The organism is Flavobacterium sp. KACC 22763 (assembly GCF_028736155.1).
In the GTDB taxonomy this organism is placed as follows: domain Bacteria; phylum Bacteroidota; class Bacteroidia; order Flavobacteriales; family Flavobacteriaceae; genus Flavobacterium.
This window is the reverse complement of sequence record NZ_CP117879.1, coordinates 2,945,959-2,965,841: the sequence shown is the minus strand read 5'-3', so window position 1 is coordinate 2,965,841 and position 19,883 is coordinate 2,945,959. Positions and strand designations below refer to the sequence as shown.

At 34.3% G+C, this 19,883-nt stretch carries 14 protein-coding genes; 9 read left to right on the top strand and 5 right to left on the bottom strand.

What is annotated here, in order from left to right; translation table 11 throughout:
* Position 1: 1 nt before the first annotated feature.
* From PQ463_RS11865 to metQ, 9 genes are all read left to right on the top strand, one after another.
* Positions 2–1,354, top strand: coding sequence for an HlyD family secretion protein (locus PQ463_RS11865; RefSeq protein ID WP_274253889.1), 1,353 nt, complete (start codon positions 2–4; stop codon positions 1,352–1,354).
* 1 nt (position 1,355) lies between these two features.
* Complete coding sequence (locus tag PQ463_RS11860; protein WP_274253888.1) at positions 1,356–2,753, top strand: TolC family protein; 1,398 nt, start codon at positions 1,356–1,358, stop codon at positions 2,751–2,753.
* Positions 2,754–2,977: 224 nt separating this feature from the next.
* Positions 2,978–3,781: a DUF2490 domain-containing protein gene (locus PQ463_RS11855; RefSeq protein WP_111426492.1), complete on the top strand. Its 804-nt coding sequence runs from the start codon at positions 2,978–2,980 to the stop codon at positions 3,779–3,781.
* Between the two features lie 87 nt (positions 3,782–3,868).
* Positions 3,869–4,990 (top strand): N-acetylglucosamine-6-phosphate deacetylase, encoded by a 1,122-nt coding sequence (gene nagA / locus PQ463_RS11850; protein WP_274253887.1) that lies wholly within the window; start codon positions 3,869–3,871, stop codon positions 4,988–4,990.
* A 155-nt stretch (positions 4,991–5,145) separates the two neighbouring features.
* Positions 5,146–6,360, top strand: a complete 1,215-nt coding sequence (locus PQ463_RS11845; RefSeq protein WP_274253886.1) for a hypothetical protein — start codon at positions 5,146–5,148, stop codon at positions 6,358–6,360.
* Positions 6,361–6,374: 14 nt separating this feature from the next.
* Complete coding sequence (locus PQ463_RS11840; protein WP_274253885.1) at positions 6,375–7,379, top strand: NHL repeat-containing protein; 1,005 nt, start codon at positions 6,375–6,377, stop codon at positions 7,377–7,379.
* A gap of 471 nt (positions 7,380–7,850) precedes the next feature.
* Entirely contained in the window at positions 7,851–8,882 is a 1,032-nt protein-coding gene (gene metN, locus PQ463_RS11835; protein ID WP_274253884.1) for a methionine ABC transporter ATP-binding protein MetN, read from the top strand.
* Positions 8,875–9,528, top strand: coding sequence for a methionine ABC transporter permease MetI (locus tag PQ463_RS11830; protein WP_274253883.1), 654 nt, complete (start codon positions 8,875–8,877; stop codon positions 9,526–9,528). Before metN ends, PQ463_RS11830 begins: the two co-directional genes overlap by 8 nt.
* Positions 9,529–9,573: 45 nt before the next feature.
* Positions 9,574–10,386, top strand: coding sequence for a methionine ABC transporter substrate-binding lipoprotein MetQ (gene metQ / locus PQ463_RS11825; RefSeq protein WP_274253882.1), 813 nt, complete (start codon positions 9,574–9,576; stop codon positions 10,384–10,386).
* A gap of 381 nt (positions 10,387–10,767) precedes the next feature.
* Here metQ and PQ463_RS11820 read toward each other — a convergent pair whose 3' ends face one another.
* The 5 genes from PQ463_RS11820 to murQ all read right to left on the bottom strand — a co-directional run bounded on the left by PQ463_RS11820 (position 10,768) and on the right by murQ (position 19,692).
* Positions 10,768–12,258: an aminotransferase-like domain-containing protein gene (locus PQ463_RS11820; RefSeq protein WP_274253881.1), complete on the bottom strand. Its 1,491-nt coding sequence runs from the start codon at positions 12,256–12,258 to the stop codon at positions 10,768–10,770.
* Positions 12,259–12,553: 295 nt separating this feature from the next.
* Positions 12,554–13,825 carry an acyltransferase family protein gene (locus tag PQ463_RS11815; RefSeq protein WP_274253880.1) on the bottom strand — a complete coding sequence of 424 codons (1,272 nt, stop codon included), beginning with the start codon at positions 13,823–13,825 and terminating at the stop codon, positions 12,554–12,556.
* 106 nt (positions 13,826–13,931) lie between these two features.
* A complete protein-coding gene (locus PQ463_RS11810) occupies positions 13,932–16,928 on the bottom strand; it encodes a serine hydrolase domain-containing protein (RefSeq protein ID WP_274253879.1) in 2,997 nt (998 codons plus the stop codon).
* Between the two features lie 75 nt (positions 16,929–17,003).
* Positions 17,004–18,512: a sodium:solute symporter gene (locus PQ463_RS11805; protein ID WP_274253878.1), complete on the bottom strand. Its 1,509-nt coding sequence runs from the start codon at positions 18,510–18,512 to the stop codon at positions 17,004–17,006.
* Between the two features lie 352 nt (positions 18,513–18,864).
* On the bottom strand, positions 18,865–19,692 hold the full coding sequence (murQ, locus tag PQ463_RS11800; protein WP_274253877.1) for an N-acetylmuramic acid 6-phosphate etherase: 828 nt from the start codon (positions 19,690–19,692) through the stop codon (positions 18,865–18,867).
* Positions 19,693–19,883: the final 191 nt, after the last annotated feature.

The window sequence follows — 19,883 nt, the reverse complement described above, 5'->3', positions numbered from 1 at the left end:
CATGCTCAACCTATCTAAAGATAACAACGTACTTATAACGCCGGGCAAATACAAATCGATTACAAGCGTTGCCCGAAGACCTCATTATGAAATTTTAAATAAAGTTATAATCGGATTTTTGATTTTTTGTGTTGCATGCCTTTTTCTGCCTTGGACACAGAACATTTCGGGAACAGGTTCTGTTACCACTTTAAAACCAGATCAAAGACCGCAAACGGTGCATAATGCCATTGCTGGACGAATCGAAAAATGGTTTGTTAAAGAAGGCGATTATGTAAAAAAAGGAGATACGATACTTTATATTTCAGAAATCAAAGAAGATTACTTAGATCCTAATTTGGTTGACAATACCAAACAGCAGGTAGATGCCAAAAAAATGGCAGCAGAATCGTATAGCGATAAAGTAAATTCTCTTGATGTTCAGGCGCAGTCTTTAAACGCAGAAAGACAATTGAAACTGCAGCAGGCACAGAATAAAATTCGTCAGTCGCAGCTTAAAATAAAAAGCGACAGTATGGATTTGGTTGCGGTAAAAACACAGCTTCGAATTGCAAAAACGCAGTTTGACCGTTCGACTGCTTTAAACAAAGAAGGTTTAAAACCAATGACAGATGTTGAGCAGAAAAGATTGAAACTGCAAGAGTCTGAAGCGTATGTAATTACTCAGGAAAACAAATTGCTGAGCAGTAAAAACGAATTGATAAACGCAAAAGTAGAAATCAGTAGAATTACGGCTGAATATGCTGAGAAAATATCAAAATCGAGAAGCGATAAGTTTACCGCTTTAAGCACGCAATACGATACAGAAGCTCAGGTTAACAAACTAGAAAACCAATATACCAATTACAGATTAAGAAATGGGTTGTATTACATTACAGCGCCACAAAGCGGATATGTAAACCGCGCTTTATTGGCTGGTCTTGGAGAAACAATCAAAGAAGGAACTCCTGTAGTAAGCATCATGCCATCTAAATATGATATTGCGGTAGAAACGTATGTAGATCCAATCGATTTGCCACTGGTACATAAAGGTGCAAAAGTTCGTGTTTGGTTTGACGGTTGGCCTAGAATCGTGTTTTCTGGATGGCCAGGATTGTCTTACGGAACTTACGGAGGTAAAGTGGTAGCGATAGAGAACTTCATTAGCCCGAACGGAAAATACAGAATTTTGGTTTCGCCAGATGGAGAAGATCGCCATTGGCCAAAAGAATTGAGTATTGGTGCAGGAGCACAAAGTATTGCATTGTTAGAAACCGTTTCGGTATGGTATGAGATTTGGCGAAACTTAAATGGTTTCCCGCCAAACTATTATAATTCAGGAGAAAAAGAAGAAAAAGGAAAGGAGAAAAAGTAAAATGAGAAATCTTGTAAAATTGTTTTCTTTCTTATTTCTATTGAGTTTTTCTACACTGCAGAGCCAGAATTTTAATCAAGAGGAACTTACTTTTATCGAGTATTTGGGATATGTAAAAAAATACCATCCGCTGGTAAAACAAGCCAATCTTGAAGTCACAAATGCTCAGGCAAAATTGATGCTGGCTCGAGGCGGATTTGATCCAAAAATTGAAGTAGATTACAATAAGAAAGAATTTAAAGGCACAGAATACTATTCGTTATTAAACAGCAGTTTCAAAATCCCTACTTGGTACGGAATTGAAATTAAAGCAGGTTTTGACGATACAGAAGGGCAATATTACAATCCGCAGAACAAAACGCCAGAAGCAGGTTTAACTTCGCTAGGAATTAACGTTGCTTTAGGTCAGGGAATGTTCATTAACCAAAGAATGGCTGATGTGCGTGAAGGAAAGCTTAATGTAAAACTAAGTGATGCTCAAAGAAAACTAAGAGCTATCGAAGTTTTGTACCAAGCAAGTGAAGCTTATTTTGAATGGAGAAAAAGTTATAACGAAGCCGAACTGTATAAAAACTACCTAGGTTTTGCCAGCACTCGTTTTGAAGGAGTTAAAAAACTAATCGCTGCTGGAGACGCACCAGCAATTGACAGCGTTGAAGCCAAAATTACGGTACGAAACAGAGAACTGAACGTTGAAAACGGAAACCTGAAATTAGCAAAAGCAAAACTGAAACTGGCTAATTTTTTATGGATTGAAAATGTTCCAGTTGAGTTAGGAGATTTGGTGAAACCAGAGCAGAATCTAATTCAGACTATAGAAGAAACTCTAAAGACAGATGCCATGATGGTCGATGTGGAATCGTTAGATTCGCATCCAAAAATTCAGTCTTTAGAAACAAAAATGGATATTCTAGAAGTTAATCGCCAGTTGAAAGCCAATTCGTTGCTTCCGAAAATAAATGTAGGTTATAACTATATTTCAGAACCCAATTATTGGAATAATTTCAATGCCGATGATTATAAGTTTAATATCGATTTCAGTTTCCCGATTTTCTTAAGAAAAGAACGCGGAAGCTTGAAAATGGCAAAACTGAAAATTCAGGATATGCAGTTTGATATTGGACAACAGCGCTTGGAGCTTAAAAATAAAATTAAAGCACAGCAGACCGAAATTGCATCATTAAGAAAGCAGAAAGTTGTAATTGACAATCTTGTAAAAGATTATATGACAATGCTAAACTCAGAAGAAAAATTATTCTCGTTTGGCGAAAGTTCAATTTTCTTGATCAATTCAAGAGAAAACAATTTGGTCAGCGCAAAATTGTCGCAAATAAGTTTAGAGAATCAGTTTTATCTGTCGAATGCCGAATTGTACAAAATATTGGCAAATCCAGATTAAAAAAAAATATGTAGCCTGTACAATCTGCATCATATTAATTTTCAGAATTTGAGTTTAAAAAAAGCTTTAGATATTTTTCTAAAGCTTTTTTGTTTTGAAAAAATGTTTAAAAAGCGGTTTCATATTATAACATGAAACCGCTTTTTTTTAAAGTAAAAAACATCTTTATTTAAATTTGATAGACTTTCTTATTTCGAAGCCGTGTAATTTAATATTGACGAATTATGAGTTTATTAAAAAAGAGTTTTCTTTTATTCTGTTGCATCATCCTTTCTCAAGTTTTAAAAGCCCAAGATGCTCCTTACACAATGGGATTTATTCCAGCATCTATAAGCGAAGTTGATGTTGCGTTTCCGTTAATAGAAAAATGGCATTTGAGCGGTCAGGCAGATATGCAGCTCGTTACTCAAGGCGCTTACACAAACGGCAATCCTTTCGAATATACACAGCGAAAAGTAATAAGACCGTGGATTGTTTATTCTGGTTTAAAAAATATGAAGCTTTGGCTCGGATATGCACACAATCAGAAATATGCAATAGAAGAAGCGGGAAATTACAAAACTTTAGAAAACAGGCTTATTGTTATGGGAACCTATACACAGGAAATGCCCAAAGGATCTCTTTTTGAACAAGTGCGATTTGAAACCAAGTTTTTTGATGACAGAAACGGCAATCACCAGACAATACCTAGAATAAGAGCACGTTTTGGAGTCAATCATTATTTAAGACAAAGCAAAGAAAAACCAATTTTTCTAGCGCCAAATATTGGCTATTATACCGAATTGATGCTGAAATTTGCCTCTAAAGATTATGCCGACGAACATTTTGACATTTTTAGATTATCGGTTTATTATACTGCTGGAATTACGCCAAATATCCACTTCTTAGCAGGCGTGATCGGACAAATGCAGCTAAGAACCAACGGAACGCAATTTGATGTTTACTACGGACCAATGGTTTCATTAAAATATAGCGTAAAACCAAAAGAGCGCGAAACATTTGATAGCGTTGACGGAGGCGCAGATTAACCAAATTATTTCTAGTGATTTTAAAATAGTTTATTTTGCTTAAAGCTTATAATATTTAACTTTGGAACGTTATAAGAAATAAACAAAATGAAACAAGCGATTATAAATGCTGTCGTACATACAGGAGAAGAAATAGTAGAAAATGGAGTTGTAGTTGTAGAAAACGGAACTATTATTTCGGTTCAAAAAGAAATTCCAAATGATGTTGAAATAATTGACTTAAACGGAAATCATCTTTCAGCAGGATTTATAGATATTCAAATTAATGGCGGGGAAAAATATTACTTCAGCCAGACTCCCAATGAAGAAACCATTCAGGATATTTACGATGCCAGTATGAAATACGGCACAACGCATATTTTACCTTGTTTGATATCTTCTTCAAAAGAAACCATTTTAGAAGGAATTGAAGCGGTTCGTTCTTATATGAAAAAATACAATAATGGCGTTATCGGAATGCATTTAGAAGGTCCTTTTCTAAATCCGCAGAGACGTGGTGCACATAGCATCGATCAGGTTAGAAAACCTACTGATGAAGAACTTCAAGAAATTATAAGCAAAGGGAAAGACGTTATCAAAGTCATTACGATAGCTCCAGAATGTTTTACCGAAAAACAATTAAATATGCTGATTGAAAGCGGTATCACAATTTCAATCGGACATTCGACAATATCACATAAAGAAGCACAGCCATATTTCGCAAAAGGAATTAATCTTGTAACACATTTATTCAATGCGATGACACAGTTTGGGCATCGTGAACCTGGTTTAGTAGGAGCAGTTTTTGAGAACGAAGAAGTTTATGCTCCAGTAATTTTAGATGGTGTGCATTGTGATTATGCTGCTGCTAAAATTGCATATAAGCTAAAACAAGAAAAATTCTTCTTAATCAGCGATGCTACATTTTTAGGACGAAAAGTAGCCAATTTTAAATGGGATAATTTTGATGCTCATTTAGTAGACGGCTTTTACAGAAACGAAGATGGAAATCTCGCAGGCGCTTCAATCTCAATGACAGAAGCTGTACAAAATGCTTATAATCGTCTACATGTTTCTACCGATGAAGCAATAAAAATGGCAACCACAAGAGTTGCCGCTGCAATTGGCATGAAAGAAAAAGTAGGAAAAATCAAGATAGGTTTTCCTGCAAGTTTTGTACAATTTGATTCTGATTTAGCTACAATCAAAACTTTAGATTTTAGGGAATAGAAACTTTAAAACCTGACCTTTAAGTATAGTGGGAGTTTATTAAAAAATATTTTCAGTAAACTTTTGATTGGTATTTTTCTTGCAATTTCCTTGTATATACAAAGTATGTTTATAGTTTTGCACGGATATTTAACCCCAAACCTACTGACATACTGATGAGAAAAAACACTCACTTTTTTGTATTTGCCCTATTGGCAAGTATTTTTTTGGGCTGTAGTGACGATGCAGATTCGTACAAGCCGAATTATCTGCCAACTATAGATGCCACAACTTTACCTGCAGAAAATAAACCTATGACTATGTTTGAAGATGACGAAAGTCCTTCAAAAATGTATGACAAAGCTGATCGATGGTTTCGAGTAAACGAACCGCTTCAGGTTATCCAGAAAGGAAAAGATTCTGTACAGATTTCTTTGTATTCTCCAGTCGGACTTACAAATGTGAAGATCTATGCGAAACTGCCAAATTACGATAAAAAATTTGTGCTTTATACCTTTTCTAAAATACCAGCTTTTCACCGTTCGTTTCATAAACTTCCTTTAACAGAAAAAGCAAACGATTATTTATTAGAAACAGGAAATACGGTGACGATCGAAAAAATTGAAGGATTTTCTTCTGGAGCAATTCAATTCTCAGTTGAATCGGATGATCCTTTATTTCAAAAATTCAAAAAGATAAAATCAAATCATTTAGTTCAATTTCATGATGGATACCATATTAATGAACTAGGTAAATTTCTTCCGATGAATCCCGCTTTAGCAAAAGAAGCAATCACAATGATTATCAACTATTCTTATGCTTTGAGCCATCCATTGTATTACAGCACATTCACCAATTTTGATAAATACAAACAAGAACAGGCAGCTGCAGCTGGAACAGGAATAAACGGCGCGTTAAACTGGCACGGAAATGCTGATGATGTAGATGGTGTTTACGATTATTATTCTAAAGAAGAAATTGAAAAAATATACTGGAATTATCTAGATAAAAGAACCGTTTACATGGCAATGGTTGGAGGAGATTCTGCTTGGGGTGGAGGAAATCTGGCATCGCAATGGGAATCGGGCTACGTAACTGGACATTGGGTTGGAGAAATGTCGGTTTGGTCGCATGAATATTCACATCATATTGGTTTTAGCCACAGCAGTAACTTGGCAAACAGTGGAGAAGGCGGAGGCCAACAGGGAATGCTGACTGATTTTTATAAATATTTAATTCATTTGAATGATCTTCCTTTTACAGATCCTGACGTTTTAAAAACGTATGCGAAAACAAAATATGTAACTGGAACTTATAAAAAACCAGTATTTAAAATAGACCCGAAAAATCCATTTTTAGTCAAATACAAAGGCGAAGGAAAATGGAATTAAAATATAAAACAACGATGAAAAATATTTTGCCACTGATATTTGCTCTTTGCTTTTTTACCAATTGCAGCAAAGACGACAATGAGACCAAAGATTATAGCTATTATTACCCAACTGATGAAGCTTCGATAACAGCAGAAAATATTCCTGGAAGTACCGAGGCTTTTGATCCAAAAGGAATTGCAGTTGCAAACGAAAAACTATATGTTATTAACGGAAATGTTTTAGAAGTTTTTAATGCTCTTACATTAGCGCATATTAAAACAATTAAAGAATATACAAAAGGAACAACTACAATTCCGCTTACAAGCTTGACTTCGGTTGCTGTTGATAACGGCCGTATTTATGTTGGAAGTACAGAATCTAGATTATTTGTTTTTGATGAAACTACAAATGCTGGAATCAGTACGGTTGGAAACGGACAATGGTGGCAGACTTTTGTGCACGTTTTTGGCGTTGCGGTAAAAGACGGATTGATATTCGTAAAGGAAAAAGAAAAAAGCATTAAAGTATTTGAAACTTCTCAGATTACCGAGACAAGCAATTGGAATTTAGAACCAATCGCTAAATTAAATACCTTAAATGGCTACACAGAAGTATATTCTATGGATGTGTATGGCGGAAATCTTGTGGTTGCAGGAAGAGATGCCAAAAGTTATTTGTACTATGATATTGCAAACATTAAAGCAAATGCTAAGAACTCACTAACAACCCCGATTGAGCCTGATAAATTGCAGTTTGTAGATGTGAAGCCAATTGCAGTTTCTTTCAGTAAAGATTGGGCAGTAACTTCAGAAAATGAAGGAAGCACATCGTATTTAAGATTGTATCCAAAAGAAGAATTTATCAGAAAGAATTACAAAGCGGTTTTAAATGCTTCAGATATTTTTGGCGAGAATAAGTTTGGGACTATCGTAGGAACTGCGCAGCTTGATGATCGTATCTTCTTATCAGATAATACCAATAAGAAAATTAGAATCGTAAAACTGAACAAATCGACAATCGCAGAACAAAACAACTAGTTCTAGATTCCAATTTTAAAAATTCCAAATTCCAATCCCGAAGTTTCGGAACAAATTGGAATTTGGATTTTTTTTTAATTGAAATGAAATTTGGAATTTGGATTTTTCAAAATTGGAATTTGGAATTTAGTGATTGGAATTTAGTGATTGGAATTTAGTGATTGGAATTTAGTGATTGGAATTTAGTGATTGGAATTTAGTGATTGGAATTTTAAAATAACCTACTACATTGATAGGGAAATAAAAGTTTTAAGGATTTATAGCTAAAAATTAAAAATAACTATTTAAATTTGCACTCGCTATGAAGAAAGATAACCAGAAAATGAATAATTATTATCGTTACAGCATGATGTGCTGTGCTATTGTAATGGTATTTATTGATCTGGCTTAATATATAAAATGATAAAATTTATTTCGAATAAGCCTTTCAACTAATTAATGGAAGGCTTTTTTGTTTTTAAACTGTAAAGAATGATTGAATTAAAAAATGTAACCAAAACTTTTCATCAGAAAGACAGAATTGTTGCTGCTTTGTCTGATGTCTCTTTAAAGGTTCCTGAAGGGAAAATTTTTGGTGTAATTGGAACTTCCGGAGCAGGAAAAAGTACGCTGATTCGCTGCGTGAATTTGTTAGAAAGACCAACTTCTGGCGAAATTATCGTTGACGGAAAAGCTTTAATGCAGTTATCAAACGCAGAACTGGCGATTGAAAGAAGACAAATCGGAATGATTTTTCAGCATTTTAATCTGCTTTCTTCGAGAACGGTTTTCGAAAATGTTGCTTTTCCTTTAGAATTGGCTGGAACTTCAAAAAGCGAAATCAATACTCGTGTTTTAGAATTATTGCAATTGGTTGGATTGGCAGAAAAAGCCAACGATTATCCAGCAAGTCTTTCGGGAGGTCAGAAGCAAAGAGTAGCGATTGCAAGAACTTTAGCCAATAATCCGAAAGTTTTATTGTGCGATGAAGCTACAAGTGCGCTAGATCCTGCAACAACTAGATCGATTTTAAATTTATTAAAAGACATTAATAAACGCCTTAATATTACCGTTTTGCTGATTACGCACCAAATGGAAGTCGTAAAATCTATTTGTGATGAAGTTGCGGTTATCAGTCACGGAAAATTGATCGAGCAGGGAAGTGTTGGAGAAATTTTCGCCGACCCAAAACATGAATTGACAAAAGAGTTTATTTCTTCTTCGCTTCATATCGAAGTTCCGTCTGTATATCAAGACAAACTACAAAAAGAAGACAACGGAAATCTGAATCCGTTATTGAAATTGGAAATGACAGGAAAATCGGTTAACGAGCCTGTTATCTCAGAAGTTTCAAGACTTTTTGATACCGATTTTAAAATCGTTAGCGCACAAATGGATCAGGCAGGCGAAGTTAATTTTGGTGTAATGCTGATCGAATTATCAGGAAAACGCGAAAATTACGATGCTGCCATTCAATATTTTAATTCAAAACACATTAAAACAGAAATTATAGGTTATGTCTGATTCTCTTATAGATTTATTGTTAAAAGGAACATGGGAAACCATTGTTATGACTTTTGTATCGGGCTTTTTCGGTTTTTTGTTAGGACTTCCAACAGGAATTTTATTATTCTTAACTCGTAAAAATCAAATTCTAGAACAGCCCGTTTTAAATAGAATATTATCAATCGTGGTAAACGTTTTTCGTTCTATACCATTCATTATTTTAATCGTTTGGATGATTCCGTTTACACGTGCCATAGTTGGAACATCAATTGGTGTGAGTGCGGCTTTGGTTCCGTTAAGCATTGGTGCGGCGCCATTTATTGCTCGTTTGGTAGAAAATAGTCTGTTAAGCCTTCCATCAGGATTAATTGAAGCAGCAAGAGCTTTAGGAGCAACTCCTTTGCAAATTGTGTACAAAGTATTGTTGCCAGAAGCTTTACCTTCTTTAATCAATGCAGCTTCAATTACTTTAATCACTCTCGTAGGTTATTCTGCAATGGGCGGAGCTGTCGGTGCAGGCGGTTTAGGACAAGTTGGCTATCAATACGGTTATATTGGTTATGATGCCGTAACAATGAACTCAGTTTTGGCTTTATTGGTCATTTTAGTATTCGTGATTCAGTTTGCGGGCGATAGATTATCAAAACGATTCGATCATAGATAATGATCAATTAACAATTTATAATTAACAATTTACAATTAGAAATATATGAAACTTAATATTTTAAAAACTGCTGGAGTTTTGGCTTTGGCGCTTGTTTTATCCAATTGCGGAAAAAGTAAAAATAACGATCCTCATTTTATAAAAGTAGGGGTTGCTTCTGGGCCAGAATTGAAAGTGGCAGAAGCGGCTAAAAAAGTAGCAAAAGAAAAATTCGGATTGGAAGTAGAACTAGTTTCTTTTAACGATTATGTAATTCCAAACGAGGCCTTAAGTCAAGGAGATATTGACGCAAATGCGTTTCAGCACAAACCTTATTTAGACGAGCAATCTAAACAAAGAGGCTACAAATTGGCTATTATCGGGAATACATTTGTGTATCCTATTGCTGGTTATTCTAGAAAAATAAAAAGCCTTTCTGAATTGAAAAACGAAAGCACGATTATTATTCCAAATGATCCAACAAACGGCGGACGTTCTTTATTGCTTCTACAGAAAAACGGATTATTGAAATTAAAAGAAAATGTTGGTTTATTGCCAAAAGTAACAGACATTGTGAGCAATCCTAAAAACTTGAAAATTTTAGAATTGGAAGCGCCTCAATTGCCAAGAGCTTTGGATGATGAGAATGTTTCTATCGCTATTATCAACAATACTTTTGCTTCTGCAGCTGGATTGGTTCCTTCTCGTGATGCCTTGTTTATTGAAGATAAAGATTCTCCTTATGTGAATTTGGTGGTAAGCCGTGAAGACAATAAAAATGAAGAAAAAGTAAAACAGTTTTTACAAGCTTTTCAATCTCCAGAAGTAGAAAAAGCAGCCGAGCAAGAATTTAAAGGCGGAGCAGTAAAAGGCTGGTAAGAAAATAATATTTCCAATTAAAAGATCTCATTTGTTGAGGTCTTTTTTTTTGCAAAAAAATATGGGCAAAGAACAGCTGAATATCGCAACCGTTAAAGTCAATTGGGGGTTGATACTTGGTTACTTTTAAATCGAATAATCCAGCTGAATATGCCAATTACACCACTGATAACCCCTGAAATAAGTGTATTGAGTGGCGAAATTGGTACTTCTTTACCCATACTATTTTGATATTCCATAACAATAGAAGATCAGTAATCACATAAAAATTCAATAAGTCTTTTTTGAATAAAAACTCTATATCAAAGTTACTTTCAACAGCTCTTTTTTCTGTTATAGGATTAACTTTACAATTTATATAATTGTCAGTAAGATAAATGTTTATTGTTGTGTAATAATGGCAAGACATTCGCTTAAAATAGGGACTGCTTTTTCCATTTCTTCACGTTCTAAATTCCCAAATCCTAAACGGGTTGCAGTAAGGTTTTTGGTTTGGTATAAAATGGTCTTTGGCAGAAATAAACCCTGTTTGGAACATTCTTTTTGAAACTGAACCAGATTAAAATGATCCAGCCATTCGACCCAAATTGCCAATCCTCTTGGTGGCACTTTAAACTTGATTTTGCCTTTAAGTTTTTCGTTTAGAATTGAAACAAAATAATCGCGACGTTCTTTATAGATTTTTTTATTTTTTTTAGAAAGACGATGCACTTCGCCTTCTGTAATCCATTCGGTAAGAACCTGCTCTTTTATGACATCAATTCTGGGTTCTAAGATGTTTTGATGCTTTTCGAGTTCTTTGATAAATTCGGCAGGTGCGGCTACAAATCCGTAACTGAATCCTGATGGCAATGATTTTCCGAAAGAACCAATATAAACCACTTTCTGATTGGAATCAAAAGCAGCCAAGGGCAAAACAGGATTATTATCGTAATGAAATTCAAAATCGTAATCGTCTTCCAGAATCACAAATCCGTATTGATTGGCCAAATCCAAAACTTCCATTCTTTTTTTAGCACTAAGGGAAATAGTGGTTGGATAATGATAATTGGATGTTAGATATAAAACCCTGATTTTGGTTGTTTCGCAAATTTCCTTCAAACGCTTGGTGTCAATTCCGTCTTCATTTACTGGAATAGAAATAATCTGCGCTCCGGTATTGGTCAATGTCATGTTTGACATATAATATCCCGGCGATGCAACTACTACTTTATCGCCTGGAGCAATAAGTACTTTTGTAACCAGATACAGAGCAATTTCGTGACTGCTGGCTGTAAGAAGGTTTGAAGTCGAAATACGAATTCCTCGGGTAAGATTCAGATAATTGGAAAAATGAGTTTTAAAATTAGAATGCGAACGCAATTCTATCTGCTCGTAGGTTTTGGACGTTTTTCGTCTTTTTAATTTTGAAACATATAATCTAGCCAAAACATCGGTTTGAACCAATCGTAAATCGGGCATTCCGTCATTAAATTGATACGGCAGATTACTGATTTCAATCGGACTTTCAAGAATAGTAGATCGCTGAAAACTGAAACCAATATTGTCTGGAGTGGTATTTTGTTCTTTCGAAACGGTAAATTCAGCTTTGTTTTTTTGTTTTTGCTGTGATAAAATAAAAGTTCCTTTATTCGGAAGTGTTTCAATCCAACCCTGCGATTCTAAATCCTGAAAGGCTTTGATTAAAGTGTTTCGGTTAACAGAAAGCACTTTACATAAAATTCTGGTACCGGGAAGTTTGGTGCCTTCGGGAAGAAAGCCTGTTTGTATGGCTTTGATAAATTCAAAAACAAGCTGCAAATAAATAGCAGTGCTTTCTTCGGGTTTAAGCTGAATAAAGCTTTTAAAAGGAATTTCAACCGGACTATCCATAATTTATAAACTGACACTTTTGTTGGTACGGCAAGATACTGCTTTTCTTAAAATTTTTAGAAAAAAAGAAAAATGATCTTTACATAAGTGTTAGAACGATGACCAAATCAAACTATTAAGTCCGGCTGAAACTGAATATAATTTAATTTTAACACATAGAGACATAGTTTTTTGTTTCGAAAAAAAGATGGCAAAAGAAACAAGTTTCCACACATAGCCAAGCTATGTTTATTTAAATTAGTGAAACGCCTTTTTAAGTTTGCAAGACTATGTTTCTATGTGTTAAAAAAAATAGTTAGACTTTAAAAATCAGTTTCTTTTTGTAGAAAATCCATAAGATAAATGACCAGAAAACAGCATAAGATAAAGCATAAGCGAGTGATGCATTTAATGGGTTTTCAAAACAAGGAACAATTCCGTGGTTATAAATATATGCTTGAAGTCCAATTTCTTCGCCAGCTTTTTCAGGATCGGCTACTTTTATACCGCTTAAAACTCTCGGAATTATTCCAGAAAAGAAAAACACAATCATCGGGTTTACGCCCCAGATCAGGAATAATTTCGTCCATTTTTTATGCCCTTTAATATCGATTATATAATACAAAAGCGTTAAACACAGTGTTGCAATTCCAGCTGTGTATAAAACATAAGAACTTGTCCAAAGTGATTTGTTAATAGGGAAGAAGATGTTCCAAATTAAGCCTCCAATTACTAAAGCAGTTCCTGCAATGGCGGTCTTTTTTACGATTTCCATTTTATCAACCGATAAATTTAACAGCTGACCAATGTACATTCCTAAAATTCCAGTTCCAATGGCTGGCAAAGTGCTCAAGATTCCTTCTGGATCCCAAGTTTTAGAAGATGCCCATAAATGTCCGTTTAGAAGTGTATCGTCTATCCAAGCGGCAAGATTCGTTCCTTTGTCGAAATTGGCAGCGCCAAATCCAGGAACGGGAACAAAAGCCATTACAAGCCAATATCCAACTAAAAGCGTAGCTAAAACCAAAAGCTGTGTTTTTAAATTGGTCTTTAAATATAAAATTGAAGTAAAGAAATACACAATCGCAATTCGCTGTAAAACGCCTGGGATTCTGGTATCTTCAAAATGTTCAAGTCCGCTAAATGATAATGAAATCAGGATTAGAAATACGCCAATAGCCAGAATGGTTTTTACTTTCATTGAAAAATTTCCTAAAAGGGCATAAGCAACGGCAAAAGCAATTACCAATCTTAATCCTAATAACGGAATTCCTTCTAAACCAAATAAATGGATTCTACTGAAAACACTTAAAAATAATCCTAAACAGAAAATTCGAAGCGAGCGAACTAAGATTTTATTGAAAACACTTCCGTCAAAATGTTTTACAGGCATTGCAAACGGAATTGCAGTTCCCATAATAAAAACAAAAAACGGGAAAACTAGATCAGTAGGCGTGCAACCATGCCATTCGGCGTGTTCTAGGGGCGGATAAATAGATGACCAGCTTCCCGGATTATTGACAATCGTCATTAAGAGAATGGTAAATCCTCTAAAGACATCGAGTGAAGTTAAACGTTCTTTTGTCATTGGGTTTGATAGTTTATGGTTGATAGTTTATGGTTTATGGTTTATGGTTTATGGTTTATAGTTTTTGGTTTATTGTTTGGAATTTGGAATTTAAATTTTGGAATTTTTATTTCATAATTGCATCCTGAATTATTTGCTGAATTTCTTCTCTGATTTTTCCTTTGGCTAATTTGTTTTCGTCATTTACTACTTCTGGATAGGTTCTGTTGGATAGGAATACGTAAACAATTTCGGTTTCTGGATCTGCCCACGCCATGTTGCCTGTAAAACCTGTATGTCCAAAACTTGCTTCAGAAACACAGTCGCAAGTTGGCCCGCCTTTGTGTACTCTTTTGTCAAATCCTAAACCTCTTAGAACGCCTTGATTTTTGTAATAGCAGGTATTAAAAGCATCAAAAGTCTGCGGAGAAAAATATTGAATGCCGCCGTAATTTCCTTTTTGTAAAAACAGCTGCATCATTTTGGCTACATCCATGGCATTAGAAAAAATTCCTGCGTGACCTGCAACTCCGCCTTCCATTGCTGCGGCCATGTCGTGTACATAACCTTGAATAACCTGATGTCTGAAATAGTTGTCAATTTCGGTTGGAGCGATATTGCTTTTGTCAAATTTATCTAAAGGACTGTAAAGCGTATTAGTCATTCCTAATGAACTGAAGAAGTTTTCTTTACTTAGGTCTTCTAGTTTTTTATGTGTTTTTCTTTCTAAATATTCTTTTAAAATGATGAAAGTAAAATCACTGTATTTATATTCTTTTTTTAGAGCTACTGGACTTTCAGCAATGATTTTCATAATCGTGTCATGATAATCATTTCGAATATAAAGACTGTCCGCTACCTTTGTTGTAAAACCGTTTTCGGCTATTTTTCGATAATATTTCTCAGAAGGTTTGTTGTTTTTGTCTAAAGTTGCTTTGTAAAACGGAATCCAAGCCTGAAGTCCTGCGTAGTGATTTAACAGATCTTTGAAAGTGATGTTTTCTTTGTTTGTTTTGGCAAAAAAAGGCAGCATATCTTTCAGTTTTGTGTCCAGCTCTACTTTGTTTTTATCGTACAATTGCATCACATTTGGCAATGTCGAAATCATTTTTGAAATTGAAGCCACATCGTATAAATCGGTATCTGCGATTTTTTTTCCGTTATCGTAAGTTTGCGCTCCATACGATTTCTGAAAAATAACATTTCCTTTTCTGGCCACTAAGACCTGCATTCCCGGAGCCATTTTTCCATCAATTGCTTTTTGTGCTACGGCATCAATTTTAGATAATATTGCCGGATTCATATTTACATTTTCTGGAGCTGTAAAAGCCAGACGATTTAGTTTCTCGGTAGTCAAACCATCATTTACATGGAAAGCATCATTTATAGAAACAGGTAATTTTCCTTTGGCTTCGATGGCACCAAAAAGCAATCCTGCCGAAACAACCTGACTAATATCTGAGTTTTGATAGGAAACTACCAATCCTTCAATATCATCAAAATTATTAATAGATAATAACGAATAAGGTTTTGCAAAAATGTCTAAAATTACATTGTTGTGTTTTGCAATTTCTTTCAACCAAAGCATTTCTTGTAATGTAAATTCTTGTTTTTCCCAAGCTTTATTTACTTTATGATAGCTGATAATAACCTTGTCGAATTTTTTCAATTCTTTGTTTAGACTGTCCAGATTGGTGTCTTTCACTTCGGTGATTTCAGTATACTTTTTTAATGTTGAAACAAAAGCGCTGTTGGTATCTTCACCTAGTTTTATGTAGGCAATTTTTTCGCTTAAATCTTTTATCGGAAGAATTTCTTTTTCATTTTTTAAAACTGTAATGGCATTTTCATACAGTTTATAATGTAAAGCATCATTTTGCGACGGATTCAAATTATTGTACAAATTATTTAAATCAATCGGTTTGTATTTGTTCAGTCCTGCTTTGTATTTAAAATGAAGAATTTTTTTAACCGAATGTGCTAATCGTTCTTCGGTAATTACTTGCGCATTGTAAGCCTCTTCCAATTTCTGAAAAGCAACTGGTACATTTTCTGGACAAAGCAAAATATCGTTTCCGGCTAAAATAACAGCGATTTCCAAATCTCCAGGGCCTTTAAAATTGGCAGCACCTTTCATCGCCAGACCGTCTGTAAAAATTAAGCCATTAAAACCTAATTCTTTTTGAAGCAGATTGGTTACCACATTATAAGAAGCAGAAGAAGGGCAGTTTGGCTGTGATTCTAAACTCGGAATATTAAGATGCGCCACCATTACAGAAGCCAAACCTTCGTCGAATAATTTTTTATATGGATATAGTTCGACCAATTCCATGCGTTCTTTAGAAAAATTAACGGTAGGTAAAGCATGATGCGAATCGGTTGAAGTGTCGCCATGTCCAGGAAAGTGTTTTCCGGTACAGAAAACGCCATTTCCTTGTATTCCTTTCATTAAAGCAAGAGCTTTTTCGGTTACATTGACTTTATCTTCACCAAAAGAACGATTTCCGATAATTGGATTTTTCGGATTGGTATTAATATCTAAAACTGGTGCAAAATTGAAATGTACGCCGATTCGTTTGTTTTCGGCTGCCATATTTTTCCCCACATTTTCAATTAAGCTTAAATCTTGAATCGCGCCCAAAGTCATATTCCAAGGATAACGATACGTTGAATCTAATCGCATCGCCAAACCCCATTCGGCATCGATTCCGATCATCAAAGGAACTTTAGCTTTTGACTGATATAAGTTGGTCAATTTCGCTTGACGAACTGGCCCGCCTTGAAAGAAAATAACGTTTCCTATTTTATAATCTTCAATCAATTTACTAATCTGATTAACGTGTACAGAATCTTTGTTGGAATAGGCAGAAACCATAAACAATTGCCCGATTTTTTCCTGCACAGTCATTTTGTTATAAATGCTGTCAACCCAAGCCGTTTCTTTATCAGAATCTTTAAAGAAAGTTTTTTTATCTGAAGTATTTTTTGGTACGTAAACAACCGTGTCTTTTAAAGGAATATCCTTTTTAGCGTCTGTCGTTCCATTATTTTTTTTGGATGCGCAATTGGTAATTAAAAATATAAAAGCGGCGTATAAACTGATTTTTATGAATGGATTTTTCATATCATTTTTTTTAAGAATCAATTTGAGTTTAATGCATTTAAATTCAAATTGATTCATCAATAGTATTAAGCTGAATTAAAAACTTATTTCTTTCTCACTGCGTGAACTGGTTATAAATAATCCTAAATAAGTAATTAATCCGTTTAGTATAATTAATTCATTGTCAAAAACATATCCTGCAAATAAAACTTTAGAATATTCATTGATGAAATAGGTAAATAATGGAGAAAGCAAACAGATAAACGGAACCAGTTTATCATTTACATGTCTCGATTTTTGGAATAAACCAAAAGCGTATAATCCTAATAATGGGCCGTAAGTGTACGAAGCGACTTTAAAGATCATTCCTACCACAGAACTGTCATTTATTGAGTTGAAAATAAGGATGATAAAAAAGACTAAAACCGAAAAACTGATATGCACTAAATGTCTAATTTTTACGGTGTTTTTCTTATGGCTGTTTTCGGCTTTATCCATACCTAAAAAATCAACGCAAAAAGAAGTTGTTAAGGCTGTTAGAGCAGAATCTGTGGTTGCAAAAGTGGCAGCAATAATTCCCAATAAAAATACAATTGCAGGAACAAGTGCTAAATGGTTTAAGGCAATTTCAGGAAAAAGTAAATCGGTTCTTGGTTTTCCTGTAATTAAATCGGTTGGAACAGCAATTCCGTTTTTATTGGCATAGATGTATAACAACGCTCCAACACTCAAAAAGAAAATATTAATGATAACAAAGATTCCTGTAAAAGTGAACATATTTTTCTGTGCTTCGCCAATGTTTTTACAGCTCAAGTTCTTTTGCATTAAATCTTGATCTAGACCAGTCATAGCGATAGTTACGAACATTCCGCCCAAAATTTGTTTTACAAAATGGAATTTACTTCCCATAAAATCATCAAAGAAAAAGATCTTAGAGTAATTACTGTTTTTTACTTCTTCAAATGCGCTGATGGCAGTTAAATCCATACGATCACAGATGAAATAAATAGTAAGGAAAACAGAAGTAACCAAAAAGAATGTCTGTAACGTATCTGTAATAATAATTGTTTTTAATCCGCCTCTATAGGTATAAGAGAAGATTAACAGCAGCGAAATTAAAACAGTAAACGCAAAAGGAACATGATAAAAATCGAACACAAAACGCTGTAAAACGATCACAACCAAATACAATCTGAAAGCAGAACTTATTGTACGGCTAATTAAGAAAATAGAAGCTGCTGTTTTATAGCTGAAAAAACCCATTCTTTGCTCGATATATCCATAAATCGAAGTCAGATTCATTCTGTAGTATAAAGGCAGCAAAAGCTTTGTAATGACAATAAATCCAAGCGCATTTCCTAAAACAAACTGAAAATATTTAAATTGTTCACCACTTGGTGCGCCAACTTCTCCAGGAACAGAAATAAAGGTTACTCCAGAAAGAGCAGTTCCAATCATTCCGAAAGCGACTAAATACCATTTTGAGTTTTTATTGGCTGTAAAAAAAGCTTCATTTCCGCTGTCTTTTCTGCTGACTCTGTGTGATATATAGAACAATGTTCCGAAATAAATAATAATAAGGAGAAGGATGGTACTTGGTGTCATTTTATAGTTTTGGTAATTTTTGGTTTTTATGAATTATTTAAAGCTATTGGCTGCAATTATTTTAACACATAGGAACATAGTTTTTTTTCAAAATTTTAAAAAAGGCGTTTCACTAATTTAAATAAACATAGGCTATACTATGTGTGGAAACTAGTTTCTTTTATTTTCTTTTTTTGACGCAATCCTGAAGCCTCGGAACTATGTTTCTATGTGTTAAATATAAACTGGAAGCTGTTTTTTAATTGACCTGACGGATTTTAGTCTGTCAGGTCGGTGTTAAAAACTCCAAAAAATGATTTTATTCAGCTTTTGAATTTGTATAAATCTATAAAAAGATTTTGATAGTGTGTTTTTAGTTTTCCTGGTTTTTGTTGTGAGCAAGAAGTACACCTCTTACGCTTTTATGTTTATGCAGCAATTCTTCGGCAACTTCATATTCAATGGCAAGTTCTTCCATAATCATCTTGATACCGCGTTTAACCAATTTTTCGTTAGATAACTGCATATCAACCATTTTATTGCCTTTTACTTTTCCTAGTTTGATCATTACCGAAGTAGAAATCATATTCAAAGTAAGCTTTTGAGCTGTTCCTGCTTTCATTCTTGTGCTTCCTGTTAAGAATTCAGGTCCTACAATCAATTCAATCGGATAATCAGCTTCTTGAGCGATAAGTCCGTTGCTGATGCACGAAATACTTCCCGTTTTAATATTGTGTTCTTTAGCTTTTTTAAGGGCTCCTAAAACGTATGGCGTATTACCAGAAGCAGCAATTCCGATAATCATATCTAAGCTCGAAATTTCGAATTTTGCCAGATCTTTCCAAGCTTGTTCGGTATCATCTTCTGCATTTTCTACTGCTTTTCTGATCGCAGTGTCTCCGCCAGCAATAATTCCGATAATCATATCATGCGGAACACCAAAAGTTGGTGGACATTCAGATGCATCTAAAATTCCGATTCTCCCAGAAGTTCCGGCTCCGATATAAAATAATCTTCCGCCCAGCTGCATTTTTTTTACAATGGCTTTAATCAGTTTTTCTATTTTAGGAATCTGTTCTTCAATAATATGCGGAACTTTTTTGTCTTCTGTATTAATGTTTGTAAGAAGTTCTTTCACGCTCATTTGATCCAAGTCTTTGTACAAAGATTCTTGTTCAGTTTCAGGATTTTTATTTTTCATTTTTCTTTTTTTTGATTTTTGAAACTAAAATTTTTCAATTTCAGGATCTCATTTTACATTAATAGTTTGCTGTTTTTATCTTGAATGGAATTTAATTTTAAAACATAGAAACACAGGTTTTGATTTTTGTTTAAAAAGGTAACCAATCTTTAAAAAAACAAACCAAAGAGAACTACATTTCTGCTAGCAAT

What these genes read in the sequence shown, in the direction of transcription:
- PQ463_RS11865 (WP_274253889.1), top strand. Translation starts at nt 2, where the DNA reads ATGCTCAACCTATCTAAAGATAACAACGTACTTATAACGCCGGGCAAA.
- PQ463_RS11860 (WP_274253888.1), top strand. Translation starts at nt 1,356, where the DNA reads ATGAGAAATCTTGTAAAATTGTTTTCTTTCTTATTTCTATTGAGTTTT.
- PQ463_RS11855 (WP_111426492.1), top strand. Translation starts at nt 2,978, where the DNA reads ATGAGTTTATTAAAAAAGAGTTTTCTTTTATTCTGTTGCATCATCCTT.
- nagA (WP_274253887.1), top strand. Translation starts at nt 3,869, where the DNA reads ATGAAACAAGCGATTATAAATGCTGTCGTACATACAGGAGAAGAAATA.
- PQ463_RS11845 (WP_274253886.1), top strand. Translation starts at nt 5,146, where the DNA reads ATGAGAAAAAACACTCACTTTTTTGTATTTGCCCTATTGGCAAGTATT.
- PQ463_RS11840 (WP_274253885.1), top strand. Translation starts at nt 6,375, where the DNA reads ATGAAAAATATTTTGCCACTGATATTTGCTCTTTGCTTTTTTACCAAT.
- metN (WP_274253884.1), top strand. Translation starts at nt 7,851, where the DNA reads ATGATTGAATTAAAAAATGTAACCAAAACTTTTCATCAGAAAGACAGA.
- PQ463_RS11830 (WP_274253883.1), top strand. Translation starts at nt 8,875, where the DNA reads ATGTCTGATTCTCTTATAGATTTATTGTTAAAAGGAACATGGGAAACC.
- metQ (WP_274253882.1), top strand. Translation starts at nt 9,574, where the DNA reads ATGAAACTTAATATTTTAAAAACTGCTGGAGTTTTGGCTTTGGCGCTT.
- PQ463_RS11820 (WP_274253881.1), bottom strand. Translation starts at nt 12,258, where the DNA reads ATGGATAGTCCGGTTGAAATTCCTTTTAAAAGCTTTATTCAGCTTAAA.
- PQ463_RS11815 (WP_274253880.1), bottom strand. Translation starts at nt 13,825, where the DNA reads ATGACAAAAGAACGTTTAACTTCACTCGATGTCTTTAGAGGATTTACC.
- PQ463_RS11810 (WP_274253879.1), bottom strand. Translation starts at nt 16,928, where the DNA reads ATGAAAAATCCATTCATAAAAATCAGTTTATACGCCGCTTTTATATTT.
- PQ463_RS11805 (WP_274253878.1), bottom strand. Translation starts at nt 18,512, where the DNA reads ATGACACCAAGTACCATCCTTCTCCTTATTATTATTTATTTCGGAACA.
- murQ (WP_274253877.1), bottom strand. Translation starts at nt 19,692, where the DNA reads ATGAAAAATAAAAATCCTGAAACTGAACAAGAATCTTTGTACAAAGAC.